At 35.6% G+C, this 26,540-nt stretch carries 28 protein-coding genes and 3 pseudogenes; 12 read left to right on the top strand and 19 right to left on the bottom strand.

Annotated elements, in window-relative coordinates:
- Positions 1 to 11: 11 nt before the first annotated feature.
- Together F9279_RS25390 and F9279_RS22080 are read right to left on the bottom strand one after the other, a co-directional pair.
- The gene (locus F9279_RS25390) at positions 12 to 176 is read right to left on the bottom strand and encodes a hypothetical protein (RefSeq protein ID WP_155986760.1); all 165 of its coding nucleotides are present in this window, start codon (positions 174 to 176) and stop codon (positions 12 to 14) included.
- A 474-nt stretch (positions 177 to 650) separates the two neighbouring features.
- Complete coding sequence (locus tag F9279_RS22080; RefSeq protein WP_031538335.1) at positions 651 to 1,016, bottom strand: winged helix-turn-helix transcriptional regulator; 366 nt, start codon at positions 1,014 to 1,016, stop codon at positions 651 to 653.
- 203 nt (positions 1,017 to 1,219) lie between these two features.
- On the opposite strand from F9279_RS22080, the gene hxlA reads away from it, so the two are divergent.
- The 5 genes and pseudogenes from hxlA to F9279_RS22055 all read left to right on the top strand — a co-directional run bounded on the left by hxlA (position 1,220) and on the right by F9279_RS22055 (position 7,863).
- A complete protein-coding gene (gene hxlA, locus F9279_RS22075) occupies positions 1,220 to 1,852 on the top strand; it encodes a 3-hexulose-6-phosphate synthase (protein WP_031538336.1) in 633 nt (210 codons plus the stop codon).
- 8 nt (positions 1,853 to 1,860) lie between these two features.
- Complete coding sequence (gene hxlB / locus F9279_RS22070) at positions 1,861 to 2,418, top strand: 6-phospho-3-hexuloisomerase (RefSeq protein ID WP_031538337.1); 558 nt, start codon at positions 1,861 to 1,863, stop codon at positions 2,416 to 2,418.
- A 358-nt stretch (positions 2,419 to 2,776) separates the two neighbouring features.
- Positions 2,777 to 3,763, top strand: coding sequence for a Gfo/Idh/MocA family protein (locus F9279_RS22065; RefSeq protein WP_031538338.1), 987 nt, complete (start codon positions 2,777 to 2,779; stop codon positions 3,761 to 3,763).
- Positions 3,764 to 4,619: 856 nt separating this feature from the next.
- Positions 4,620 to 7,068: pseudogene (locus F9279_RS22060) on the top strand (Tn3 family transposase); the annotation flags it as partial.
- Positions 7,069 to 7,422: 354 nt separating this feature from the next.
- Positions 7,423 to 7,863 carry an Hsp20/alpha crystallin family protein gene (locus F9279_RS22055; protein WP_031538339.1) on the top strand — a complete coding sequence of 147 codons (441 nt, stop codon included), beginning with the start codon at positions 7,423 to 7,425 and terminating at the stop codon, positions 7,861 to 7,863.
- A gap of 156 nt (positions 7,864 to 8,019) precedes the next feature.
- On the opposite strand, the gene F9279_RS22045 is transcribed toward F9279_RS22055, so the two are convergent.
- Positions 8,020 to 9,816 (bottom strand): IS1182 family transposase, encoded by a 1,797-nt coding sequence (locus F9279_RS22045; protein WP_226793823.1) that lies wholly within the window; start codon positions 9,814 to 9,816, stop codon positions 8,020 to 8,022.
- Between the two features lie 256 nt (positions 9,817 to 10,072).
- Positions 10,073 to 10,219, bottom strand: coding sequence for a hypothetical protein (locus tag F9279_RS22040; RefSeq protein WP_371474231.1), 147 nt, complete (start codon positions 10,217 to 10,219; stop codon positions 10,073 to 10,075).
- 94 nt (positions 10,220 to 10,313) lie between these two features.
- On the opposite strand from F9279_RS22040, the pseudogene F9279_RS22035 reads away from it, so the two are divergent.
- Positions 10,314 to 10,448 (top strand): annotated as a pseudogene (locus tag F9279_RS22035) (transposase domain-containing protein); the annotation flags it as partial.
- Here the strand turns inward: F9279_RS22035 and F9279_RS25820 are convergent.
- A complete protein-coding gene (locus tag F9279_RS25820; RefSeq protein ID WP_031538341.1) occupies positions 10,405 to 10,737 on the bottom strand; it encodes a DnaB-like helicase N-terminal domain-containing protein in 333 nt (110 codons plus the stop codon). The pseudogene F9279_RS22035 and the gene F9279_RS25820 overlap by 44 nt on opposite strands.
- Before the next feature lie 738 nt (positions 10,738 to 11,475).
- Here F9279_RS25820 and F9279_RS22025 point away from each other — a divergent pair.
- The 4 genes and pseudogenes from F9279_RS22025 to F9279_RS25815 all read left to right on the top strand — a co-directional run bounded on the left by F9279_RS22025 (position 11,476) and on the right by F9279_RS25815 (position 13,468).
- Positions 11,476 to 11,685, top strand: coding sequence for a YuzF family protein (locus F9279_RS22025; RefSeq protein ID WP_031538343.1), 210 nt, complete (start codon positions 11,476 to 11,478; stop codon positions 11,683 to 11,685).
- A 24-nt stretch (positions 11,686 to 11,709) separates the two neighbouring features.
- Positions 11,710 to 12,600 carry a manganese catalase family protein gene (locus tag F9279_RS22020; RefSeq protein ID WP_031538344.1) on the top strand — a complete coding sequence of 297 codons (891 nt, stop codon included), beginning with the start codon at positions 11,710 to 11,712 and terminating at the stop codon, positions 12,598 to 12,600.
- An 18-nt stretch (positions 12,601 to 12,618) separates the two neighbouring features.
- Positions 12,619 to 12,876 (top strand): annotated as a pseudogene (locus F9279_RS22015) (cell wall hydrolase); the annotation flags it as partial.
- Positions 12,877 to 12,916: 40 nt separating this feature from the next.
- A complete protein-coding gene (locus F9279_RS25815) occupies positions 12,917 to 13,468 on the top strand; it encodes a DUF3888 domain-containing protein (protein WP_081836660.1) in 552 nt (183 codons plus the stop codon).
- Between the two features lie 253 nt (positions 13,469 to 13,721).
- Here the strand turns inward: F9279_RS25815 and F9279_RS22005 are convergent, their stop codons facing one another.
- From F9279_RS22005 to F9279_RS21960, 10 genes are all read right to left on the bottom strand, one after another.
- Entirely contained in the window at positions 13,722 to 13,976 is a 255-nt protein-coding gene (locus F9279_RS22005; RefSeq protein ID WP_223254541.1) for a YetF domain-containing protein, read from the bottom strand.
- A gap of 113 nt (positions 13,977 to 14,089) precedes the next feature.
- On the bottom strand, positions 14,090 to 14,527 hold the full coding sequence (locus F9279_RS22000) for a hypothetical protein (protein WP_031538346.1): 438 nt from the start codon (positions 14,525 to 14,527) through the stop codon (positions 14,090 to 14,092).
- A 381-nt stretch (positions 14,528 to 14,908) separates the two neighbouring features.
- The gene (locus F9279_RS21995) at positions 14,909 to 15,409 is read right to left on the bottom strand and encodes a YitT family protein (protein ID WP_319020785.1); all 501 of its coding nucleotides are present in this window, start codon (positions 15,407 to 15,409) and stop codon (positions 14,909 to 14,911) included.
- A gap of 623 nt (positions 15,410 to 16,032) precedes the next feature.
- Complete coding sequence (locus F9279_RS21990; RefSeq protein WP_031538347.1) at positions 16,033 to 16,893, bottom strand: DUF421 domain-containing protein; 861 nt, start codon at positions 16,891 to 16,893, stop codon at positions 16,033 to 16,035.
- A 28-nt stretch (positions 16,894 to 16,921) separates the two neighbouring features.
- Complete coding sequence (locus tag F9279_RS21985) at positions 16,922 to 17,128, bottom strand: DUF1657 domain-containing protein (protein WP_031538348.1); 207 nt, start codon at positions 17,126 to 17,128, stop codon at positions 16,922 to 16,924.
- 11 nt (positions 17,129 to 17,139) lie between these two features.
- Positions 17,140 to 17,490 carry a stage V sporulation protein AE gene (spoVAE, locus tag F9279_RS21980; protein WP_031538349.1) on the bottom strand — a complete coding sequence of 117 codons (351 nt, stop codon included), beginning with the start codon at positions 17,488 to 17,490 and terminating at the stop codon, positions 17,140 to 17,142.
- A gap of 1 nt (position 17,491) precedes the next feature.
- A complete protein-coding gene (gene spoVAD / locus F9279_RS21975; protein WP_031538350.1) occupies positions 17,492 to 18,505 on the bottom strand; it encodes a stage V sporulation protein AD in 1,014 nt (337 codons plus the stop codon).
- A complete protein-coding gene (spoVAC, locus tag F9279_RS21970; protein ID WP_017695333.1) occupies positions 18,505 to 18,984 on the bottom strand; it encodes a stage V sporulation protein AC in 480 nt (159 codons plus the stop codon). Before spoVAC ends, spoVAD begins: the two co-directional genes overlap by 1 nt.
- Positions 18,985 to 19,001: 17 nt before the next feature.
- Positions 19,002 to 19,457 carry a YhcN/YlaJ family sporulation lipoprotein gene (locus F9279_RS21965; RefSeq protein ID WP_031538351.1) on the bottom strand — a complete coding sequence of 152 codons (456 nt, stop codon included), beginning with the start codon at positions 19,455 to 19,457 and terminating at the stop codon, positions 19,002 to 19,004.
- A gap of 74 nt (positions 19,458 to 19,531) precedes the next feature.
- A complete protein-coding gene (locus F9279_RS21960; RefSeq protein WP_017695330.1) occupies positions 19,532 to 19,738 on the bottom strand; it encodes a DUF1657 domain-containing protein in 207 nt (68 codons plus the stop codon).
- Between the two features lie 287 nt (positions 19,739 to 20,025).
- On the opposite strand from F9279_RS21960, the gene F9279_RS25385 reads away from it, so the two are divergent.
- Together F9279_RS25385 and F9279_RS21955 are read left to right on the top strand one after the other, a co-directional pair.
- A complete protein-coding gene (locus tag F9279_RS25385; RefSeq protein WP_162837599.1) occupies positions 20,026 to 20,199 on the top strand; it encodes a hypothetical protein in 174 nt (57 codons plus the stop codon).
- Positions 20,200 to 20,340: 141 nt separating this feature from the next.
- Entirely contained in the window at positions 20,341 to 23,337 is a 2,997-nt protein-coding gene (locus tag F9279_RS21955) for a Tn3 family transposase (protein ID WP_031538352.1), read from the top strand.
- 178 nt (positions 23,338 to 23,515) lie between these two features.
- Here the strand turns inward: F9279_RS21955 and F9279_RS21950 are convergent, their stop codons facing one another.
- From F9279_RS21950 to F9279_RS21940, 4 genes are all read right to left on the bottom strand, one after another.
- The gene (locus tag F9279_RS21950) at positions 23,516 to 23,977 is read right to left on the bottom strand and encodes a DUF421 domain-containing protein (RefSeq protein ID WP_226793820.1); all 462 of its coding nucleotides are present in this window, start codon (positions 23,975 to 23,977) and stop codon (positions 23,516 to 23,518) included.
- Between the two features lie 29 nt (positions 23,978 to 24,006).
- Positions 24,007 to 25,587: a recombinase family protein gene (locus F9279_RS21945; RefSeq protein WP_031540295.1), complete on the bottom strand. Its 1,581-nt coding sequence runs from the start codon at positions 25,585 to 25,587 to the stop codon at positions 24,007 to 24,009.
- A 250-nt stretch (positions 25,588 to 25,837) separates the two neighbouring features.
- Positions 25,838 to 25,984, bottom strand: a complete 147-nt coding sequence (locus F9279_RS25380) for a hypothetical protein (protein ID WP_155986800.1) — start codon at positions 25,982 to 25,984, stop codon at positions 25,838 to 25,840.
- Between the two features lie 114 nt (positions 25,985 to 26,098).
- Positions 26,099 to 26,410, bottom strand: a complete 312-nt coding sequence (locus F9279_RS21940; RefSeq protein WP_031540297.1) for a hypothetical protein — start codon at positions 26,408 to 26,410, stop codon at positions 26,099 to 26,101.
- Between the last annotated feature and the right edge of the window lie 130 nt (positions 26,411 to 26,540).

The raw sequence follows: 26,540 nt of genomic DNA, 5'->3' as shown, positions 1-26,540 counted from the left end.
TCGCTATTGCGTTATCCTACTTTTGGATGTAAGTTTCGTTTATTTCTCCCAGCTTGTCCGGTAATAATGATATCTCTTAATTGAGAATGTCCACATTTTGGACAGGTTTCATTATTTATGGTGATGATTAGACATCTTTCACAAACTTTTCGCTGCTTAGTTTTGAACCTTTCCATGCGGATCTCTCCTTTCGTAAAAAGCAACAACATGTATAAATTATTAAATGAAGTTTCACTTCATCTCACCATGCTTGTAGCAGTATTCCCTTAAGGTTTGGTAGTATTCTTTAAGCTCGCTATTACTTGAGCAAAATCAGTATATTACGTATGTTATATTTTTGAAAGTACGCACTTTATTAACATATAGATACATTGGTATAACATAGTGTTAAAAATAATACTATAAACTTGAATCCAATACCAAGAGTGAAAAGCCAAGGACAGCGATTATACAAGATTCGCTGCCCTTGGCTTTTTAGTAACTGATTCTTTTATTAAATGTTGTGTTTAAATGTTGTGTTTTTTCAACCTTTTAAATACGTAGAGATATAAAAAAACACGGACAGCATCTTTATTAAGATAGCTAACCGTGGTTTGTTAGTATATGAACTTTTTTACACTTTTTCGAACCCCTAGGAGAAACACTTTTTTCTACTGAATAGACGATTTGTTTTCTGTTTCTTTTTCCAATACATTCTCAATATAATCTTTACCCCAGTCATACATAGCATCCAGAATAGGCATCAGACTTCTTCCATACTCAGTGAGTGAGTATTCAACTTTTGGTGGAACGACAGGATAGACTTCACGATGAACAATCAAATGGTCTTCAAGTTCGCGCAATTGATTAACAAGCATTCTTTGAGTGATACCCGGCATGAGGGCCTTTAGTTCACCAAAACGTTTGGTTCCTTCTTTTCCTAGATGCCACAATACCAACATTTTCCATTTTCCACCAATAATCGAAAGAGTCAATTCTTTTTCACAATTAAACACTTTTTCCCCAAGATTCGGCATTCATTTCACCTCCAACCCTTATTATGTCCCATAGTATACTTTTTGTTACTATATGATAAAAAAGTGCATACTTTTAATTTAGTAACATACCCAGTATACTGAGTATCATACCGTTAGTAAATAGCTATCAATTGGATACAATAACACTGTGCAAAAGAAAGCTATACGGCACAATATACTATTATATAAGGAGCGAGTAATAAATGAAATTACAATTAGCATTAGATCTTGTAGATATTCCAGGAGCCATTGAATTGGTGAAAGAAGTAGAAAATCATATAGATGTTGTAGAAATCGGCACGCCGGTTGTGATTAATGAAGGCCTTAAAGCAGTAAAGGAAGTGAAAGCTGCCTTCCCTAACTTAACTGTATTAGCTGACCTTAAAATCATGGATGCAGCTGGATATGAAGTTAGCCAAGCATCTGCAGCAGGCGCTGACATCATCACCATTCTTGGTACAGCTGAAGACGAGTCCATTAAAGGTGCTGTAGAAGAAGCAAAAAAACAAGGTAAACAAATCCTTGCTGATATGATCGCAGTTAAAGACATTGAAGGTCGTGCGAAAGAACTGGATGAACTAGGAGTAGATTATATCTGCGTTCACACAGGTTATGACCTTCAAGCTGTAGGAAAAAATTCTTTCGAAGACCTTGCAACCATTAAGAGCGTTGTAAAAAATGCGAAAACTGCTATTGCAGGCGGAATCAAATTAGAAACACTTCCAGATGTGATTAAAGTACAACCAGATCTTGTCATCGTAGGTGGCGGTATCACAAGCAAAGACGATAAAAAAGCAGTTGCAGCTAAAATGCAAGAATTAATTAAACAAGGTTAATTATAACTATGAAAACTACTCAATATTTAGCTGAAGTCGTTCAAGAATTAAGTCGGACAGTCGACTTAATCTCTGACGAAGAAGCAGAGAAGTTGGTTAATAAGATTCTGGAATCCAAAAAAATCTTTGTTGCAGGTGCGGGCAGATCTGGATTTATGGGCAAATCTTTCGTGATGAGAATGATGCACATGGGGATCGATGCTTATGTAGTCGGTGAAACTGTAACAGCAAATTTAGAAAAAGGTGATTTGTTGATCATCGGTTCAGGTTCAGGTGAAACGAAAACCTTGGTTTCAATCGCTGAAAAAGCAAAAAGTTTAGGTGGGACGGTCGCAGCTGTAACGATTTCCCCTGACTCCACGATTGGAAAATTAGCTGATATTATCATTAAATTGCCTGGATCACCGAAAGATCAATCTGAAAGTGAATACAAGACCATACAACCAATGGGGTCACTTTTTGAGCAAACGATGTTATTATTTTATGATGCATTGATCTTGCGTTTTATGGAAAAAAAAGGCTTAGACTCTACTAAAATGTACGGCAAACATGCCAATCTCGAATAGAGTACACTTTAAAAAATATGGAAACATCGTAAAGACCGCATTTATTTCTTTTATGAATTGCGGTCTTTACTGCATATTACAAATAACACAGTCCATACAGGAAAGAAAAAATAGCCTCTGATTCAGTCCCTTCTATGGCCGGATCAGAGATCATTATTGGGTGGGGCACAGCCAAGAATTTAGCCATCACTCACAGTATGAGCCCTATTTGGGTTATCACCAATATTTCACTGGTAGGCCCCATGTCTATATAAGTTTTTTTATGGGAAAATAAAATCCTATTGGCGATGAAAAACGCTTCATAAGTGTAGTAAACAAAACTCTTCGTTTTATAAAACAAAGGAATGAGGTTGAATAAATGGTTCGATTCGGCGTAATCGGTACTAATTGGATTACAGAAAGATTACTTGAAGCAGCAAATGATGTAGAAGATTTTAAACTAACTGCTGTTTATTCTCGCACGATTAGTAGAGCAGAAGAATTTGCAAGTAAATATGGAGTAACAAAAATATTTACAAACCTAAAAGAAATGGCAGTTAGTCAAGAAATTGACGCGGTGTACATTGCTACTCCCAATTCATATCACGCAGAACAAGCTATTTTATTTTTGCAAAATGGCAAACATGTGTTATGTGAAAAGCCACTGGCTGTTAATGCAACCGAAGTAGCGAGGATGATTCAAGCCTCAAAAGATCATAACGCCCTATTAATGGAAGCAATGAAATCAACATTACTTCCAAACTTCAAGGTCATTCAAGATAATTTACATAAAATTGGTCCTATCCGTAGATACTTTGCAAGCTATTGTCAGTATTCATCTCGTTATGATAAATACAAAGAAGGAATTGTCCTTAATGCCTTCAATCCAGAGTTTGCGAACGGTTCATTAATGGACCTTGGTGTCTATTGTTTGTATCCACTTATTACATTATTTGGTGAACCAAAAGAAGTGAAGGCAACTGGCATTATGCTTGATTCGGGTGTGGATGGTGAAGGTAGCGTCATCTTAAAATATGATGATAAAGATGCGATTGTGATGTATTCCAAAATAACGAACTCTTATTTACCAAGCGAAATTCAAGGCGAAAAAGGAAGTATCATGATTGATAAGATTCATACGGCTGAAAAAGTAGAAATTCACTACACTGACGGCACGGTTGAACAATTAACAGTCGACCAATCTCATCCAGCTATGTATTACGAAGTGAAAGAATTTATTGAATTAATCAACCGAGGAAAAACAGAGTCTGATACTAACTCATATAAAAATTCATACACCACGATACAAGTGTTGGATAAAGTGAGAGATGAAATAGGTCTTGTATATCAAAGTGATCATAAGTGAAAAAACACAAAAACCCCTACAGCGACTTGTATTATTCTCTTGAGAAATTACGAATCTGGCCTGTTTGTCGAAGAATAAAAGAAATCGTTTTAGAACTTACCTAAACTATTTTGCATCCATTCTTTTTTATAAGAGCATTATAGCATTTTCTACCCGGCTAACAAATTTTAAAGGACTTTTGCTTATTATGCAAAGGTTCAATGCTCATTTTTTAAGATGTGTTTCTTCTTTAATTTGTGATTTAGTTTAAGTATTCCTTAATAGGAGTAGCAACAATGACACTACCCCTATTAGGATCCTACCAACAACCGCACTTTTCTGACCCCACCCTACCCTACAGAGTAAAAAGGGTTGTAAATGTAAAAAAAATCCATGCTATGACCCTTTTTTACAAGTACCTCGGTCGTACCCCTTAAAGGTGCATTTACACAAGCTTCAGCCGACGAACAAAATTATGCAGTTTGATTTTTATATTTTATGAATGATCATTAATTTTGTAGAAGCCGGCAATCTCGTCGGTTTTTTTACTGAACATTTTGTGTCCGAAGCGCCGCCGATCAGTAGCGCTTCTTGTGTCTACTACGCATTATTTCTTGTTATGTATAATGAAAAATCTATTCAACAAATCGGGCGAAATAGTGGAAGAACTCTTTGTTTTTAAACGACTTTATTGTTATTTATTTTGAGATAAATGGGTACAGGATGAAGAAAGTTAAACAACTATTTTTTAACACCGTTCTACATTTAGAACGGTGTTATCTGTGTTTAAAGTATTAAGATTCAACAACTTGATTGTAAATGAACAGATGTGCAAAATAGCACTTAAAATAAGCGCAAATTACCTCCTAAAGTGACAGCAAGGGCAATGGCTGAAAAGAAACTGTTTAATACTGTTAGTCAATCTCTTACAAATGAACAAAAAGGAAAGCTTGAAGAGATCATTACTTCGCAGCATCCATCCGAATCCAATAAAACGATATTGGGTTGGTTAAAGGAACCGCCGGGTCATCCTTCACCCGAAACATTTCTAAAAGTAATAGAACGACTCGAATACATACGAGGAATGGAATTAGAAACGGTACAAATTAGTCATTTGCATCGCAATCGCCTGTTACAACTATCTCGCTTAGGCTCAAGATATGAGCCATATGCATTCCGTGACTTTCAAGAAAATAAGCGATATTCGATATTAACCGTCTATTTATTACATCTTACTCAAGAGTTAACGGATAAAGCTTTTGAAATTCATGATAGACAAATACTTAGTCTGTTATCAAAAGGCCGTAAGGCTCAAGAGGAAATTCAGAAACAAAACGGTAAAAAGCTGAATGAGAAAGTTATACACTTTACGAACATCGGACAAGCTTTAATCAAAGCAAAAAAGGAAAAATTAGACGTTTTTGAGGTTTTAGAATCCGTTATCGAATGGAATTCTTTTGTCTCTTCGGTCGAAGAAGCTCAGGAGCTTGCACGCCCTGCCGACTATGATTATTTAGACTTACTGCAAAAACGATTTTATTCACTTAGAAAATATACGCCAACGCTATTAAGGGTATTGGAATTTCATTCTACAAAAGCAAATGAACCACTTTTACAAGCTGTTGAGATTATCCGTGGAATGAACGAATCCGGAAAGCGAAAAGTGCCTAATGACTCACCTGTGGATTTTATTTCAAAACGTTGGAAAAAGCATTTATACGAGGATGATGGTACAACAATCAATCGTCATTACTATGAAATGGCTGTTTTAACAGAACTTCGGGAGCATGTTAGGGCAGGAGATGTTTCCATTGTTGGCAGCAGACAATATAGAGACTTTGAAGAATATTTGTTTTCAGAAGATACATGGAATCAAACGAAGGAGAATACAAGATTATCAGTTAGTTTATCATTCGAGGATTATATGACGGAGAGAACCAGCAGCCTAAAGGTTAAAGTGGTTAGCTACCAATTCCAACAAGTTAGACGGGGTTTCTCTTGAAAAAGGAAAGCTGTCAATTGCACGCTTAGAAAAAGATGTTCCAGAAGAAGCAAAAAAATTTAGTGCAAGCCTGTATCAGATGCTACCAAGAATAAAATTAACCGATTTACTGATGGATATTGCTTATATAACAGGATTTCATGAGCAATTTATTCATGCTTCCAATAATCGAAAACCGGATAAAGAAGAAACAATTATTATTATGGCTGCTCTTTTAGGAATGGGAATGAATATTGGTTTAAGCAAAATGGCTGAAGCAACACCCGGACTTACATATAAGCAATTGGCCAATGTATCACAATGGCGCATGTATGAAGATGCAATGAATAAAGCCCAAGCCGTATTAGTAAATTTTCATCACAAATTGCAATTGTCTTCTTATTGGGGAGACGGTACAACATCCTCGTCCGATGGTATGAGAATGCAGATAGGCGTTTCATCGCTACATGCAGATGCAAACCCACATTATGGAACTAGAAAAGGAGCCACCATCTATCGTTTTACAAGTGATCAATTTTCTTCTTATTACACAAAGATTATTCATACTAATTCAATGGATGCGATTCATGTTTTGGATGGTTTGTTACACCATGAGACGGATCTAAATATAGTAGAGCATTATACAGACACGGCTGGTTACACAGACCAAATATTCGGACTGACCCATTTATTAGGATTTAAATTTGCTCCAAGAATACGAGATTTATCAGACTCGAAATTATTTACAATAGATAAGGCAAGTGAGTATCCAAAATTAGAAGTCATTTTACGTGGACAAATAAATACAAAGGTCATTAAAGAGAATTATGAGGATGTTTTGCGATTAGCTCATTCTATAAGGGAAGGAACAGTTTCAGCATCCCTTATTATGGGGAAATTAGGTTCTTATTCAAGACAAAACAGCTTGGCTACAGCCTTACGTGAGATGGGCCGAATAGAAAAAACGATCTTTATTTTGAATTATATTTCGGATGAATCATTAAGAAGAAAAATACAAAAAGGATTGAATAAAGGAGAAGCCATGAATGGACTGGCAAGAGCTATTTTCTTCGGAAAACAAGGCGAGCTTAGGGAACGAACCATACAGCATCAATTGCAAAGGGCCAGTGCCTTAAACATCATTATCAATGCCATCAGTATCTGGAATACTTTACATCTAACAAAGGCAGTTGAATATCAAAAACGGTCAGGTAGTTTTAATGAAGAATTATTGCACCATATGTCACCTCTAGGTTGGGAACATATTAATTTACTTGGAGAATACCATTTTAATTCGGAGAAAATGGTCTCGTTAGATTCTTTAAGACCATTGAAACTTTCTTAACGTTGTTAAAACTGGGGGAATCGTCTTGAAAATGGGCTTAGCGTTGTAAATTCGCATTTTCCTGACGCTACCCCCAAATGAGGATTTATATAAAGAAGTAACGTTCGCTGCATTGTCTTCAATAACAGCTAAAGGAGGCTTTCTCGAGTTAGAATCCCATCTTGGGTCTAAAGAAAGGTCACAGCTTTTTGGATATGAGGTTAAAACTAATGACACTGAGGAGAGCTAATTAGGCTCTCCTTTTTCTGTAATAGGATGCTTTTCTAAAACTGACTCAGCTTATCCCTTAAATGAATAATTACATAGTAAATGGGAAAAATATATTTGTTAAAAATAACTAAGGAGATGATACAAATGGCATTAATACCTTATGATCCATTTAGACAATTAACTAACATTAGGAGAGATTTTGACAGATTATTCAATGATTTCCCTTTTCATTTAGACAATGAAATGAATCAATTGGGGAATATAAGAGTGGATGTTCATGAAACAGATAAAGAGGTAGTAGCAACTTGTGACATTCCAGGCTTACAGAGTAAAGAAGATGTAAACATTGATATTGAAAATAATGTATTGAGAATTAGTGGCTCAATTAACAGAACTAATGAGATTAAAGAAGAGAATATGCATAGGAGAGAAAGATACACAGGTAGCTTTCACAGAGCTATTACACTACCAACTCCTGTTTCTGAGGAAGGTATAAAGGCTTCTTATAAGGATGGTGTACTAGAAGTTATCATGCCTAAACAAACTCAAACAAATAAAAAGAGAATTGATGTGGATTTCCATTAAAAATGAGCAGTTTGCTACCTGTTATGAAAGAGTTTGGCAGGGATTACTTACAGGAAATTGCTGAGGAACAACCTGACCTAGTTGATTTGCTAATTTTAAGCTGCCATTTACCTCAGGCAAAGAAAAAAATTATTTTAAATGAGCTGACTAATAATATTAAAAATTCCTACCAGGGGCTGTCCGAAAAGTCCCTAAAATAAGGCAAGAGGAGAAAAAGGCTCGTTTTTCTCCTCTTGCTTTTCTATTCTGTTGTTTTATTTTTGAAAGTAGCTGGCGGATGCCCGCTACTTTCAATAGGTTGTGGGCCAATGCCACAATCCCAAACTCGGCATGAACCTTATCGAGCCCCCGCAACGAAAACCTGCGGAACGACCGATTGCCCTTAATATGACCAAACGCACTTTCTACTTCGATTTTCCGTCGAGCGTAGATTGCGGTCTTCTCTTCACATTCAAGGGCTGTTTTCGCTTTGGTTTTCATTTCTTCAAAAATCGTATTCCAGTGAATTTGCCGATTTCCCTTGGCTTTTGTGCACTGGGCCTTCAAGGGACAATCTGTACAGTCTTCGCATTCATAGATTTTGAAACTTTGTTCATAACCGTAGCGATTTTTTTTGGTTTGATATTTTTTAAAGAGAACCTTCCTTCCATTTGGGCAAATAAAATAATCGTCTTGTTCCATATAAGTCCAGTTTTTAGCGTTTTTGATATCATTTTTGAATTTACGTGTTTGTTCATGGAGGTAGGAACCATAAGGAATAAGAAAATCAAAACGTAGCTCTTTTTCTTCTCCTACCGCATAAACATAATTTTCTTCGCTTCCGTAACCTGCATCGGCAATGACGGTTTTAGGCATCGGTAATGATGTAGAGGCGAGCTTTTCCATATGTGGAATAAAACAACGTGTGTCAGTTGGGCGTTGATGAATCGAGTAGAATAGGATAAATTGATTTTCTGTCCCCATTTGAACATTGTATCCTGGTTTTAGCTGACCGTTTTTCATAGGATCTTCTTTCATTCGCATAAAGGTGCCATCTTTGTCCGTTTTTGAATAACTGTTTCGTTCGCCAAAGATTTCGTTCTGTTCCTTATATTTGGCAAGTCGCTCGATGAAATCCTGTCGGATTAACTTCACTGACTTCTTTAATGTACTACGTTCTTTTCGCTTTTCTTTACGGATGTGTGTACAAGATTCTATTTCGATTTCCTCTGTTAACGTTTCTACTTTCTCCTCGAGTTTCTCCGCTACACTTTCTAGAGTAGGTATCGTGTGGTCTTCGTTGAGAAGAACTTCTCCTTGGATCATACCAGCTTCCAATTGGGTTAGTTCCTGAATATGTTGAAGGGTTTCTTGAATTTTTTCTTTTAATTTAGCTTCAAATTTCTCGGTTGATTTCTTCCATACAAAAGTATACTTATTGGCATTGGCCTCGATTTTGGTCCCATCCAAAAAGTAGTTTTCCATTGTGATGTAGTTTTCTTCTATTAGTTTTAGAATCATCACTTCAAATAGCTCGTCTATCAAAACATTCAACCGTACTCCTCTAAACTCATTAATGGTACGGAAATCAGGTTGTTGCATCGCAGCTAGCCACATCGCTGGGATGTTTTCTGTAATCAGCTTTTCGATCCCACGGCAAGAATAAATTTTTTGAGAATAGCCAAATAGAATGATTTTAAGCATCATTTTAGGATGATAAGAGCTTCGTCCTCCACCTTTATAATGGGAGAATAGAATTTTGTCCGAAACAGCCTCTACCATTTCATCTATCACACGGGCCACATGATGAGCTGGAATGAAGGATTCTAAATCAAAAATTGCTTGGATTTGACGGTTGTTGTAAGGTTTGAACGTTGGGGATAATTGCCTTTTATTGTTTTTTTTCTCCATCTCATTCCCTTCTAGAACTGGAAGTAATGTCATTTGCGTGTTATAATTTTCAGTAGTAATCATTTGATTGCACAAAAAAATCATCCTTTCTTTTAATGTTGTGTGGTAACTTCATTTTACTAAAAAGGATGTTTTTTTTGTGCATTTTTTTAGAAAAAAGATAAAAAAAGGGGTCCGAAAAATTAGCTTTTACTCACTTTTCGGACAACCCCTTTTCTTTTGTAAGCCCAAACTATAAAAAATAAGCATACCTTAACCGTACGCATCATAAATCACCGTATATCATGATTTTTTTAATCAGATATACGGTGATTTCATTTTATCTGCCACATTCTGCTTGAATCATTTTTGACCAAGGCATATATTGATTTAAAATTTCCGAATGTGGATAGATATCAAGATTCGGAAAATCTGTCAGTAACTTCAAGAGATAACGATAGAAATCCACTCCGTTTGCTTTTGCCATTTCTGCGATACTTAAACAGATGGCGTTGGCTTTTGCACCAACTTCACTGACGGAAAAGAGCCAGTTTTTTCTTTTATGTGTTTAAGTACATAAAAGGAAAAACTGGATTTTTGCAAACACTCCGAAAGGAGCGAAGGCTAGTGCTGTGACTTATAGTATTGTAGAAACAGCCAAAGAAAATGGGCTTAATCCTTATCAATACTTGATGTACATTTTCGAGAAGCTTCCCAATGAGATGCGAGTAATGAGAACGCCATTGATCGGATTTTTAAAGCCTGATTTTCTACTTCTGTCAAAAATGTCTCGTCATATTCAAATTCCTGTACCTCCGATAAATATCTTATATTTTTTGCTGCTTCAATTCCTCGCCTACGCAAGGATTTCGATTTTACCAAATCACAATAATAAATGGTATTCGCTGTAGTTGGTACTGAGCCAGCTAATTGAGTAAGATAGGTTACGCCGCCCACATCCTCCAGTATCCCTTTTTGATTTAGTTGTTCGGAAACAGTGACCACATCAATATCTTTATAGCCACCCTTTATACTCTTTAATTCTGGTTTTAATTCTTCCTCTGGAATAAGTAATGATAAGGTTTTGAATAGTTTGTCATCACCTTTGTTGCTTAACTCTGCTGCTAATTTATTTACATACCAATTAGGTGCTCCTGTCGCAATTAATCATATCGGCACATGTTTCAACAGATTTTTCAAAGCGATAAATAAATACAACTTCAATATATCTTTGTCCATCTTTCGAGTGCGGCTTAATGACTTCTAATTTTTGAAATAGGCCCGAGATTTACTGGTGTTCCATATAATTATAAATTGTTATACACAACTTCCAGTAGCTTGATAATATTGTCTTGACGTTGAAACAGTTCGTCCTGACGTTGAAATAGTTTGTCAAGAGTTTTCGTTATACTTTGAATGGCATTACCTGTGCCATAAAGTTTATTCTTGAACTCTACAAGCCCTTGCTTTATCTTTTCAATTTTATTGTCAATTACATCGGCGTATGCGAGCCATAGTATAAATTCGTACATAAAAGGATTAGATTAGTCATTCCTAGGTCCAGTTTAAAAAATTAGGTATTGCTAGGCCTAGTTTCGTATTGCAAAAAATGTGCTATTGCCGTTTATTATTTTCAGGATAGTATTTAACAACAAGAGTCAAATTGAACAGTTGTTTTTCAGTCTTTTTTCATATCGAGAAACATATACTCAGTAAGAATGACTTTAGAATAGGAGGATCTAAATGACAAACAACAACCTGTTAAGCTTTTATGATCCATATGTTTATCAGACATTAACAACCATTGTTGGTAAAATTGTTACTGTTCAAACCATAAGAGGTAGCGTTCGTGGCTCCTTGAAAAATGTATTGCCAGATCACATTGTTGTCGAATCTAACGGAACTCCCTTTTTTATTCGTACCCAGCAAATTATTTGGGTTTTTCCTGGTTAACAAAAAGGAAGTGGAGGGGAAATAATGTTTAAAAGAATAAATAAATTGGCAATTGAACTTCCTATACCCGCACACGGCGATATGAATGCTGCAGCAGCAGTACAAGAACTCTTGGGTGGCAAGTTTGGGGAGATGTCTACCTTAAATAACTATATGTTTCAGTCTTTTAACTTCAGAAATAAAAAAAAGCTAAAACCATTCTATGAGTTAGTGGCAAGCATTACAGCAGAAGAATTTGGTCATGTAGAACTTGTTTCTAATACGATTAATTTGTTATCGGTAGGTAATACTTTTCCAGGGAATCCGGATATCACTCCACTTCAAAATGGGAAGGATGCGAGAAACACCCACCATTTTATTTCTACAGCTCAAACGGCTATACCAGGTGATTCAATGGGAAGACCTTGGACTGGTGATAATGTTTTTAATAGTGGAAATCTGGTTTTAGATTTAACACATAACTTTTTTCTAGAGATTGGTGCACGTACACATAAAATGAGAGTTTATGAGATGACTGATAACCCAGTTGCTAGAACCATGATTGGGTATTTACTTGTTCGTGGAGGAACACATATCCTCGCCTATGCGAAAGCAATCGAAATTGCTACAGGGGTAGACTTGACGAAAATGCTTCCAGTTCCAAATCTTGATAACTCAAAATTTGATTATGCCAGACCGTTCATAGAAAAAGGCTTAAGCAATGTGCTATTCACATGGAGCGAAACAGAATACAGGGATATCGGAATGATTTGGAAAGGAACAAATCCGGAAAATGGGCAACCACTTGAAGTGAAAATTGGTACTCCTGAAGGCGGACCAATTCCAAACTTAGAGGAGTTACCTGAAGAATTTGCTCCTGGTATTACTAGGGACGATTATGAATTAATCAAAAAACGTCTAATGGAAAATTTATAATAGATTTTTTGTAGGAAAGTTTTTCAACGACCTGGAGGATTTGAAGCAACTATAAGAGGATATTTTTACCAAGAAGCTAGAGAAACAGAAATTAGGTTAGCAAGGAGACTAATTAAAGGAGAACGATTTCATCCAGCGACATACTCATTATGGTTCTTTAAACCAGAAGGTAGTTGCCCTGCACAATGGTATAATCAATGGAATGCTGGGCGCTATAAATCACACTGTTTTTACTCTCCTACAGAATCATCCTGCCCCGATGTTTATCGAACATAATAGGTTAATATATAATCTTTAAATAAATTTACACTTACAAATGAACAAGTTATGTATGGGGGTACCCCTTAATAAAAAAGAAATCCTTAATGCCACAAAAACATTTTATGGAAAACCAAAGCTTTTCTATCATGATGGAGGAATTATTGATATTACCCAAAATATACGGGATGATTATTATGATGTAACGGTCCAAATTACTACGTTTGAAGGAGCACATAATCCACCATATGGATTTGATACAATCACTTTAAGGATTCAAAGTTTCGAAGTGATAAACTATGAACACAAAGATGTATCGAATATCGGAAAGATACCATTGAATACACTAAAAACATCAACCTACTTAACTACACAGCACTTGATTAATGGGGAAAGCAATTTTGGCTTGGAGGTATTGATATTTCCAAGCCCATTTCTTATTTATCAATCTGGCACTCAACTTCTGTTCCATCTAGAAAAGTTACAATCACTTTTTCCTCTTTATACACCGTCATCTTTTCTACTAGTTTTAAGAATAAATTCATATAGAAAAGCAGGGCCTGACCCCCAGTGCGCTAACGCTTTAGTACGATGGGGGTCAGGCCCTTAATTCCCAAAACTATTTTACTTTCTGTATTTCTTTTTCTGTGATGTAATCGTCTACAGGATTGGTAGCTTCATATAGGGGTAGCGTCAGGAAAATGCGGATTTACAACGTTAAGGATATCAAAATATAAAAAGTCTAATTTCTCGGTGTTATAAGTGAAAAATTAGGCTTTAGTTACTTCATTAAAGCGCTTGATTGTTGAAGACTAAAGTTTATATTCATCAAGAAAATTGATGTGCTCTTATCCTAACAAATTTTATTTAGGACTTACATGTATGCCTTCACTCTCTCGCCAATCTGCATAGAGTATACGCTTTACATTATTATATCCATTAGTAGTTAATTGGTTATCTAACCACTGTTGATCAAATCCGAGTTCATGTAAATTATCCCATAAAATTTCCCCATCTATAATTAACGATGTTGGGACGTCTACTGGACTTTCTGGAAGATTGAGATCTTGCTTGTCTGGTTTTTGATACTTGGAATTTAATAATAGTGTTGTGTAAATAACTATTTATAAAGAGTAAAAAATGAACAAACGCCAACACCTTGAACTTAGGGTTTGGCGTTTTCTCTATACGAATTACAAATAGGCCATTGACCCCTCTCTATTTGGGATGGCTAGACTTCCATTTTATAGTCTAATAAAATTTTCCTTAAATCCTGTCTCGGTATTTCCAAATTAATTGTCACCTGTATAAGTTCGTCCTCTTTATCACTTTCCCGATCCGACAATTCGATTTCGCGATCAGATTGAGTGGACAACTCCACACCTTCCCTCACATCGGAATTAACGTCTTCTTTACCACTTATTGATTCTCCATACAACATTTCCCACTGTTCATATAAGTTTTTTGCTGTGTGATATTCATCAAGATCAGCTTCTGTATCTATCTGTAATTTTTCTTTCAACCCACGACATGACTCTTCCCATTCCTCTAAGGTCTTCAAATCAAATAATTTTGAAAACCTTGGTTTCATTCTTTCCCAATGCAAATAAATGTTATCACACCATTCCAGCAACTCTTCACGATATTGTATTTCTTCTACTTCTTCCATTCCTCTTCATCTCCCGACCATAATTTTCATCCATAATATTCAAAAAACAATCGACATGTTTAAAAATACAAATAGGTAAATTTCGTTAATGCTTCTGGTTATGAAAAGGTAAGTGGCCCCCGGTAATTGATAATAGACTTATCAAAAGTAAATTATTCAAAATGACACAAACCTTTTATTAAAGCATCCTTGTTAATGATTTTTACCTATTTGATATTAACAATTTCATCATATGCTCCGCGATTGTCCAATGACTAGACAGTTGCCTAATTGTTATTAATTGGAATTACTTGGTCAATAATCATTGCTTTTAAAATTCCAAGTGCAAAGGCTTGTAGTTATTCCACCAGATGAAATAGTTATAGCCGAAAGAAAGAAAGTTTATGTTGAAACGAATAAACCCCCAAGACAAATAACAAAAACAGCCATAATGAGAATGATGATCCCAACATTAATTTTAATGAATTCAGAAAAGTACTGGGCTAATAAATCTGTTCCACCTGTGCTTGTCTCGAAGCGAAGCATAAGACCAATGCCAAAACCAATGAATACACCACCTGTAAATGAACTAAGAATTGGTGAAAATTTTATAGGAACTTGATTAACGTTATGAAAAAGGTCAATAAAAAATGATGATAAAAGCATACCGTGCAAACTATTAAAAAAATATGAACGATACTTAAACCAAGCTAGAGCAAAAATGGGGATGCTCAATACCATTATCGTGAACCCGGCGTTTGTATTTAATAAATAACTAATAATTAAACCTAGGCCAATAATTCCGCCATCTAAAACTTTGTTTGGTAATAAAAAAGTATTTATTCCCAACGCTATTGACATGCTGCCTACAAGAATAGCAACTGCTTTCAAAAAATATGGCATTTATTAAGAACTCTCCTGTCTAAATGGACGTGTTCTATGTATATGCCCAAAACGTTAGCATTATAGACAACTTTTACTTCACTGAATATAACTTCTGAAGTGCAAGTAGACGCAACATAAGCGCAAAAAAACGATAACTAATAACCCTAGCCCTTGTAGGTCAAGTAACCCTGTTTAAAGGAAAATGTCTATTAATGATACAAAAAACTACCCGAGGTGAGGCAGTTTTTGCAGATAGACATTAAATTTATTCAATTATAATATATGTTTTTTGCAATATAGGTGCATTCCCAGTTTACTCCCCTTTATTTTACACTAGGCGATAACATAAATACGATTTTGATACTTCTGCTCTTTCCCTACTAACGAATAGGTATCACGACTTCCTTCTAGAGTATTTACATCATTTGTAGCAGAATATTTAGTTGAAAAAATTTCCTAGCGTTTTTAAATTTAACGGCTGAAGAAAAACTTTCTATATATACATATACCCGAATCAATTTAAAAAAAATATTTTTCCAAAGATTTTATTTTCAAGATTCGACTTAATGATATTATATAAAAAAATGGTACTACTTTTTTGTTATGTGTCTTAAGATCATCCAAGATAGCGAAATAAACCATTATCCTTTTAAAATAGGCATCATTTTAACAATAGCTTCTTGTAGTTTTTCACTATTTTTACTATACATTTGCTTAGCTTCTTTTGATTCGGTTCCAAGAGCAAATAGTTCTAAGTCTGCTTGACATTTTTTCAAGGTTGAAAGAATTAAGGGTCTTTCTTGTGGGGGTGCGACTTGTAATTTATCGTCAAACAGATCAATCGTTAACTCTCCGTAAGAATTAATCTGTCCGAGAAATACATTTTCAACCGTAACCCCTAATTTTTCTAACTCAGTGTGTAGCCAAGCTCGATTTCGTCCAATTGTAGCTAGCGGTTCGTCAAATAAGACACCATCCATAATGACAGTCTGTGGTTCTTTAATGGAAGGAACAAATAAGTTTAAATCTTTTGCTGTTAATGGTTGGTTCTCTTTTTTCAACATAACGGATAAATCTCCTGTTGCCTCTAGCACTGCAAATTCTACATCAGACACCTGAAAGACATCCTTTCTGCGAAGTAGTTCTAACAGTTCATCTGTTGTATATCTTTCCTTTTTTAAATTATCTTCCATGATTTTACCATCTTTGATAAATACAGTTGATTTCCCTTCTATAAAATTGCGAAAACCTTTACTTCTTAATGAAATTAAACCAGCAAAAAAGGGAATAGCAGCAAAAATGAAGATTCCAATAATTCCATGAAATATACTTCGTTCAAGTCCCATAGCTACTTCTGCACCAATACTTCCAATAGAAATACCAGTGACATATTCAAAGAAAGTTAGTTCAGAAATTTGCTTTTTCCCTAACCATTTTGTGATTAAAAATAAAACAGCAACAAATAATGCTGAGCGTACAGCTATATCTAACCATTCAGGCACCGCTTATACCCCCTGTAAATATAGTTTTCTAGAAACCTTTGTACTGAAATTCCTCTCCTTCTAGTTCTCCTACTCTTTTTTTTAAATCTTTTGTTACTTCGTGTACGACCATCATAACCTCATGCAAAGTTCTTTTCGATTCATCATCAAAAGTCCGTAAGGCTAAACTTGAGAGACTTGCTTCTACTCCCTTTAGACTGGCAAAACACTGTTTAACATCTGATCCTACTGTCATCCTAAGTCTCCTTATCCTTTTGGTTTAAAAAGTAAAGCTCCTATCATGCCGAAAACAATGGCTGCTGAAATACCGGAACTAGTTACTTCAAAAATTCCTGTCAGTACACCAACTAACCCATGTTTTTCTGCTTCCTGCATCGCACCATGAACAAGCGAATTCCCAAAACTTGTAATCGGAACGGTGGCCCCTGCCCCAGCAAAATCAATCAACGGTTCATATAAACCAAACCCATCTAAAATTGCCCCCACTACTACAAGGGTACTTAACGTATGTCCCGGTGTAAGTTTAAAAACATCAAACATTATCTGCCCAATCACACAAATCAAACCACCTACTGTGAATGCCCAAAAATAGGTCATATCATTGTTCACCTCCATATTCAATCGATACCGCATGTGCAATACAAGGAATCGTTTCATTTTGCTGAAAAGAAAGAGGAGATAATAAAGCACCTGTTGCAACGACTAACATTCTTTTGAATTCACCTTTTTTCATCCGGTTTAACAGATGACCATAAACTACCGTTGCTGAGCATCCTGCTCCACTTGCTCCTGCAAGAACCGGTTGCCCCTCCCTATAAATCATAAGGCCACAATCTTGGTATTGCTCTTTACGAATAGGAATTCCATGCTCTTTAAATAGATCCAAAGAAACTTCATGCCCAATTTTCCCAAGGTCTCCTGTAACAATTAAGTCATAATAAGACGGATCGACGTTTCGTTCTTTTAAATGCGCTTCAATGGTATCAACTGCAGCAGGAGCCATAGCCCCTCCCATATTAAAAGGATCGGTTAGACCCATATCAATTACACGACCTATTGTGGCAGAAGTGACACGAGGCCCATCCCCAGAATCACTTAAAAGGGCTACACCGGCGCCAGTAACTGTCCATTGTGCCGTAGGAGGTTTTTGTCCACCATACTCTGTAGGATACCGAAATTGTTTTTCAACAGCTGTATCATGACTGGAAGCTCCTGTTAACAAATATTTAGCCCCTTTTGTATTAACGATATAAGCACCTAGAGCCAATCCTTCCATAGACGTAGAGCAGGCACCGAATAAACCAAAATACGGAGATCCAATTGTTCGACTGGCAAAACTTGTCGGAGTTATCTGGTTGATCAGATCCCCAGCTAGGATAAATTGAACTTGATCTTTTTGGATGCCCCCTTTTTCCATGGCTTTTTGACAGGCTTCTTCAAAAAGGACTTTATGTGCCTTTTCATAGGAATCCTGTCCAAGCCATAAATCAGCATGAAGGAGATCGAAATCTTCTGCGATCGCTCCGTTTGCTTCAAATGGTCCTCCAACTGTTCCAGTAGAAAGTATCACAGGTTTGTGTTCAAAGATCCATGTACGATGACCTGCAAGCATTATAAACCACCCCACTGGATTAAAATGGTCTTGATGAGGGCAATGACAAAAGCAGAAAAAACACCAAATAAAATAACCGCCCCTGCTAATTTAAACATGTTGCCGCCTACGCCCAGTACAAATCCTTCGGAACGATGCTCAATGGCAGGTGATATGACCGCATTGCCAAAACCAGTTACGGGTACAGCTGTTCCAGCCCCTCCAAATTGGGCCATTCGATCATATACACCAAAACCAGTAAGAAGCATCGTAATAAAAATTAACGTACCCACTGTCGGATTTCCGGCCGTTTGCTCAGTAAAATCAAAAAAATAAATGTAAAAGTCAGAAATACACTGACCGATCAGACAGATAAGTCCACCAGTTATAAAGGCCTTTATACAATTTTTAACAACCGGTCTTTTAATCTCTCGTTGTTTTTGCAATTTTTGGTATTCCTGTTGCACAGGAGTGAGTTGTTTCTTTTGATTATTAGACATAACTCGTTCCTTTCTCTTTATGTTTGTTCCTTCATAAGACTTTTCAGTTTATTTAAATCCTTTTTTAAGTTTTTCTCATTCGTATCGTTTTTTTTCAGTCTCTGTTCTATGTTTTCAAGTTCCCAGAACATTTTTTTATCACTCGAAACAAATACTTTATGATCGGGATACATTTTTTTTAAGTCAGATTTAACTGACTTCTCGATATTTTTTAATCGGAAACGGTTGAAATTTCCGACTTTTATCGCTACTAAAAGCTCATTATCTGTATTCACAGCCTTTACATCCGAAATTTCTTCCTTAGTGATAATCTTTTCTTTAGCATGATTGGCAACAGATTGATCAATTGGTTTACTTGTATGTACTTGTGAAATACTCAAATCATTATTATTATCTAACTGATTTTGGTTCCCGTTACACCCTGAACCCATTCCGATAAGGATTAAAATGAAAAATAATATTTTCACTTTCATGAAATCACCTCCATGTTTTACCAGTATAGGGATGCAAAAGGTTGGCCTTTCAACCAACCTTTTCGCCATACTCATTATTGTTGTTTGTATTGAGGTTCTTCTTGTTCGATTTGTTGAACACGTGGTTCAACATTATCAATAACGGATTGGGTTTGTGTAGCAGCATCTTGATAAAGTTTCTTAGCTTGTTGATTATCCGTACTGAGAGCAAATGTTTCAAAGCTAGCTTGAGCGCTTTTTAATCCAGCTAAAGCTGTTTTAACGTCATTTATGACTGTCATGAATAACACCTCCTATGATTTGACAGTAATATGGTGCTAAATAAAATATAAATTTATTCATTTATTTTTAAAATTTAAATATGAAATATTTTAAGGTTTTTGGTAAATCAAGCTTTTTTAAAAAAGTGATTAAAGTTCAGTTGATTTATTCATGGGTTACTGTGAGTTTTAGTCCAAACATAGACATATATGCTTTTTGTTTTGGAAATGGAGTAATAGTTGCAGGTTTGTGTTATTAAATTATTTAACATAAGAAAGTGGAAAATTATCAAAGGAGAATAGGAAGTATGTATAAAGATTATAGTGAAATGGTTTTAGGACCAAAACCACGAGCTAGACAAAAGAATTTTTTTGGAAGTTTAGAGGATAGTTTTAAAAATCCTATTATACATAAGGAAATTCATCGCGATAAAGTTTATGTTCCCTTAGATCTAAGTAGGGTTTGGGACAGGATACATTAAAATAAGCATTTTCATTTGTATAGCAACTTCTAGGCTTAGTGACAGGGTTGCTGCTCTAGACCGCAAAGTAGAGTTTTCACCCTCTATTCAATAGATTACACTCAAAATAGTGATTATTCTAATGTTAGGGGAAGGATATTTATGAAACGAAATTGGAATGAAGATGAGCTGCTAGAACATTTTGTAGTAGTATCAATTGAAAGAAAACTGATTGGTAATAAAACAGGGGCAAGTCGTTTAGGATTTGCAGTATTATTAAAGTACTTTCAACAAGAGGCTAGATTTCCTTCTAAGAAACAAGATATTCCCAAAGTGGTAGTTGAATTTATAGCACAGCAATTGGGGTTATCTTCAGTGCTCTTTGTGGAATATCGTTGGGGCGCAGATGAAAGAAACTTTACTTATTATCGAAAACAAATTCGAGAATTCTTCGGTTTTCGAGAACTTACAGCAAAAGATAACGAACTTTTGACAGAGTGGTTACACGGTCAAGTTCAATTTACTCATGATATCGACTACTTAAAAAATCAGGCATATAGCTTATTTCGTAAGTGGAAAGTCGAACCTCCTTCGATTGGAAGCTTGAATCGGATGATTGATTCTGCCATTGACACTTTTGAAAAGAATTTATATCAATCGACTTATCATCAGCTGTCTCCTAGGACTTGTTCTCGATTAGATGCATTACTGGAATCTCATGCGGATGAGGAATCGGAAGAAGGTTTTGAAGAAGAGTTTCATGAGAAAGTGGAATCTGACATTTTAACTTTTCGGCACCTTTTATCTTCTCCTCGTAAACCAAGTGTAAGCACCATGGAAATGGAAGTTAAAAAACTATTAGCGATCAAGCATCTACACATTCCTCCAGGATTATTTCATCATTTGACTCCGAAATTAGTAAAGAAATATCGACTTCGTGCAGCTACGGAGACCTTAACGGAATTGCGTGCACACCCAGCACCCATTCGTTATACTCTACTTGCCATCTTATTTTCGCATCGTCATGGGGAAGTCATTGATTATTTAGCTGATTTATTGGATGAAATTACGCTTAAGTTCGGAAATAAGGCCAAGAATACAACCCGAAAAGAAGCAGTAAAGGAATTAGAAAGAATCCAAGGGAAAAATAAACATATTGTCAACTTATTAAAAGCGACGGTAGATCATCCAGAAGGCGTTATTCAAGATACTCTATTCCCTATTGTCAGTCCTTCCACGATTCAAGATATTATAAAAGATATGACAAAAAATAATCGGGAATACAAAGAAAAAATCTATACAAAGATGCATGCCTCTTATCGCGGATATTATCGACATGCTTTCTCTAATATTTTAATGAATCTTACCTTTCGGTCCAACAATAAATTTCATCAACCTGTGATTGAAGCCATTCAACTCATTCGAGAATATGGAGAAAGTGGGCAACGTTTTTTCGCTGCTGGAGATGAAGTGCCTATTGAAGGCGTAATTCAGCCCAAATGGAAAGATGTCATTATCGAGATAGACAGCAAAGGCATAGAGAGAGTGAATCGAATCAATTATGAAATTGCAGTGATCCAATCGCTTCGTACTCGTCTTCGTTGTAAAGAAATTTGGATTGAGGGTGCTGATCGATATCGAAACCCAGATGAAGATCTCCCCCAAGATTTTGAAGAGCACAAGGAAGAATATTTTCAAGCACTGAAAGCACCACTTGATGTAGAGCCTTTTATCGAAGATATTATACAGTTGATGAAAGATAAGCTCCAATTACTAAATCAAGGGTTAGAGGTTCAAAGTAACGAACAAGTCGCGATTACTACTAGAAATAACAAGGGGTGGATTCGAGTCACTCCACTTGAAAAGCAAATTGAACCCCCACATGTGATGAGGATTAAACAGGAGATTAAGAATCGTTGGTCTGATATCAACCTATTGGATTTATTAAAAGAAACAGATTTTCATACGGAGTTTACCCAGCATTTTAAGACCACTGCTGATAGCGAGATTTTAGATCGAGAAACCATCCAACGACGGCTTCTTCTCAGTTTATTTGGATTAGGAACGAATACAGGTTTGAAAGCTGTTTCTGCTGGAAACCACCTAGATGGTTATCGGGAGCTTCGGTATATCCGTCAAAAATTTATTCATAAAGATCATTTACGAAAAGCCAATGCAGAGGTTACCAATCATATTATCTACCATCGGCAGAAAGAAGTATGGGGAGAAGCTACTACTGCATGTGCTTCCGATTCAAAACATTTTGGATCTTGGGATCAGAACCTCCTTTCCGAATGGCATCCTCGTTATAAGAGGCAGGGGGTTATGATTTATTGGCATACGGATCGAAAATCGGCATGTATTTATTCTCAGCTTAAGTCCTGTCTCTCTTCCGAAGTGGCCGCGATGATAGAAGGGGTCCTTCGTCACTGCACAGATATGAAAATCGATCGAAATTATGTCGATACACACGGACAAAGTGTGGTTGCTTTTGCTTTTTGTCATCTGCTTGGTTTTAAGCTGATGCCACGTTTCAAAAATATAGGTTCTCAAAAGTTATATCGTCCAGAAGCTGGCATGAATGATGAATATCCTCACCTGCAACCGGTTTTAAGTAGACCAATTAACTGGGATCTTATTGGACAACAGTATGAACAAATCATTAAGTATGCAACTGCTCTACGTTTGGGTACTGCTTCTGCCGAATCCATATTAAAGCGATTTACTAGGGATACAAAACATCCAACATATCTAGCTTTATGTGAATTAGGGAAAGCGATTAAAACGATCTTTTTATGTGATTATTTACACTATGAAGAGATTCGCAGGGAGATCCATGAAGGATTAAATACAGTGGAACAATGGAACTCGGTGAACACCTATATTTTTTATGGAAAAAATAGTGAAATTCGTTCCAATTCTATAGAAGATCATGAGGTGTCTGCCTTATCACTTCAATTGCTGCAAAATTGCTTAGTCTATATGAATACCTTAATGGTACAAGAAGTACTTTATGACAACAACCAATATTGGTTGGAGAAAATGACTCCAGAAGATTTTAGGGGATTAACACCTTTATTTTATCATCATGTCAATCCATACGGAACTTTTGAACTCAATATGAATCAGCGAATACCTATTAAGTTGAAAGTGTCGTAGTTTTGATCATTTTGATCGGTGACAAAAACCAGCTAATATCCCGTCAAGATATTAGCTGGTCTTTTGTAATGAACACTTAGATGCGGAAAGAGCGCAATCCTTACTCCAGAAAAGCGCCCGTTGAAGACTAAAGTTTATATTCACCAAGAAAATTGATATGCTCTTATCCTAACAAATTTTATTTAGGACTTACATGTATGCCTTCACTCTCTCGCCAATCTGCGTAGAGTATACGCTTTACATTATCATATCCATTGGTAGTTAATTGGTTATCTAACCACTGTTGATCAAATCCGAGTTCATGTAAATTATCCCATAAAATTTCCCCATCTATAATTAACGATGTTGGGAGGTCTACTGGACTTTCTGGAAGATTGAGATCTTGCTTGTCTGGTTTTTGATACTTGGATTTTAGTAATAAACTTAATTGCCCATTAGCTTCCAATATACCGTATTTGACTTCGCGAACTGAAAAGACATTATTTTGACGGAGTATACTCAATACTTGATTTACATCCAATTTGTTCTTTGTAAGTAACTTTCTGTCCATAACACCATCTCGAATGATTATGTTAGGATTGCCTAATAAGAGAGAACGTGTCGATTTATTTTTTAGAGTCATAAACTCTATTCCCAACATAAGAAACGTCCACAATCCGATGGCGTTATTTATGATACGGTTCTGCGTCCTTCATTATTTGGTAAAGCATTCTTTAAAGACAAAGCACTGTCTTCTAAAAACCAGAAGACAATGCGCTTTATTTCCTTTCTGTTTGATTCAACTTCAATTTTCTTAATAAGTGATTTTATTAAGATTTTCTTATTTTCATTGCTTGCACCAGTAAATAAAGCGTTGAAGTTTTCTAGGGCCTCTTTTACAATCTTTTCATCAACAGAGTAGGATGAAGTAACTTTACCGTACTTTTCTTCTAAATCGCTGACAATACCCTGTAATCGATCTACTTCATCCTCAATTTTCCCAGATAACCTTCCGTATGCTTTTGCAGTAATTTCTTTATTGCGATATTCTTCGTCAATAGCGTCCAATTCCTTCTCTTTTACTCTCAATTCCTTTTTATAAGCAACTATTTGCTCTTGAAGTTTGTCTGTATCTGTATGTTTTTCTTTATTTATTTTATCGATAATGTCATTTACGATTCCAGATTTAGAGATTAGACCATTAATATAAGATAAAACTTGTTCTTCGATCAGTTCTTTCTTAACTAAATTGGAGCGGCAGACATCTTTACCCTTTGTATGATAGTTTTGACACATGTAATAAAAATGATATCCTGAACCATTTCTTTTCTTTGACTTACTCATAACAGTTCCAGCCCCGCAGGTGGGACAACGTAATATCCCTGAAAGTATAAACTCACTCTTAATATTTTTGGTATTTGTAGAAGCGTCTCTGTTTACCTTATTAACTTCTTGTACCCTATTCCATAAACCTAATTCGATTATTGCCTCATGTACACCTTCGGCACTGATTGGATCTGTCTTCCCACTTCTCCGTTTCTTTTCCCACTCTCTATGAGTTCCCCAATTTAATTGACCAATATAAGTTCTATTTTCCAAAATTGTTTTTACAGCATTTATACTAAAACTGTTATTTTTCTTAGATTTTTTTCCCTCACTATTTAGTACATTTGTAATCGCTTTGTACCCATAGCCGTTTGCCCTTAATTGAAAAATCTGTTTAACTATTTCACATTCTTCCTCATTAATTACTAAACTTTTCTCTACTACATCGTATCCTAAAATGATACCACCGTTCCACATACCTGATTTTGCACGTTTTTCCATGCCACTTGACACACGCTCTATAATTAGTGACCTTTCATACTCAGCAAAAGTACCTAGCATAGAAATAAACATATAACCGTTGGCATTACTACTATCTATATCACAAGTAGATACTAATAGTTTCATATTTCTTGGATGGAGTTCATTATCAATTAAATCTAAAACATCCCTGTTCTTCCTTGAGATCCGGTCCACTTTCCATACTAAAATCGCATCAAAATCACCATTTCTCATATCAGAAAATAACCTTTGAATTTCAGGTCTGTTGAAATTTTTACCTGAATAGCCACCATCAGTGTACACACCTACTATTTTATACCCTTTCCTTTCGGCATATGCCCTTAACTCATCTTCTTGCCCTTCCAATGAAAAACCTGTTCTTTTTTGCTCCTCAGTACTCACCCTTTTGTAAATCACAACTCTTAATTTTTTATTGTTTTCCATATATATCTCTCCCCTCATTCAAATCACTTTTACTTACAAAATTATTCATAGTATCGTTACCATAAGATTTAATAACTTGACATCGTATCTTTTTCATAATTTCAACGGGATTTGTTTTTTTCTATTTTTCTTCATATCCAATCCTCATATAAATTACAGGTTTCTTTTTTGAATTTTTCACTTATGATATCCCCCTTTAAGATTTGGGCAAGCAGCAGCTTGCCCATGTTCACATTGAATTATAGCGTCGTTACTTTACTTCTTTTTTAGATAATGAATAATTTAAAATAAGTTCCGCAAGAACTGATACTAGTTCTCTTTTTTTCAATTCTTCTTCACTAGGAATATGAAACTTTTCCTTATCACTTTTCAATTCTTTTGTTGTTTTCTTGTCCATTATAGATTCCTCCCTTTTTCAGGAAGGGTTATAGTGTGAAGTAAATATTATAGAGACACCCTCCTACTGTTAATATTGAAATTGATTATAGTTGCTTATAGAAACTAATTAACCTTACCCCTCAGAAACCATATCGGGAAAATATTTGTCTATTAATTCGTATTCTGAACGTTTTTCTAGCCAGTTGTATGTTTGAAGTGAATTTAGAAGAATAATAGTTTCTATTCCCCAAGTATTTCTACCATCTGTTTCACTGTAGCAAGTAAGTGGTCCACCCTCTACATGTAAAAAGAACTGTCCTATTTTAGTTACATATAGATCTTCATAGATATGATTAAAGTCACCTCTTGTAAGCCCATTACTATACTCAGCAATTAGTGTCGCTGTTTCTGTATTATAAATTTTTTTATTGATTATTTTTTTCATTAAACCATCTCCTCGTATAGTAAGTTTATAGTCCTCTTTCGAGGTAATTTCCAATTAAAATATTGTTCTTTGATAATTCTATAGATGTTAGTTCAGATAGTGGGGGGCTAGCCCCCCACTATCTGAAAAA

This window comes from Bacillus sp. B1-b2, from assembly GCF_009183415.1.
Lineage (GTDB): Bacteria > Bacillota > Bacilli > Bacillales > Cytobacillaceae > Niallia.
This window is presented reverse-complemented; position numbering and strand designations above follow the sequence as displayed.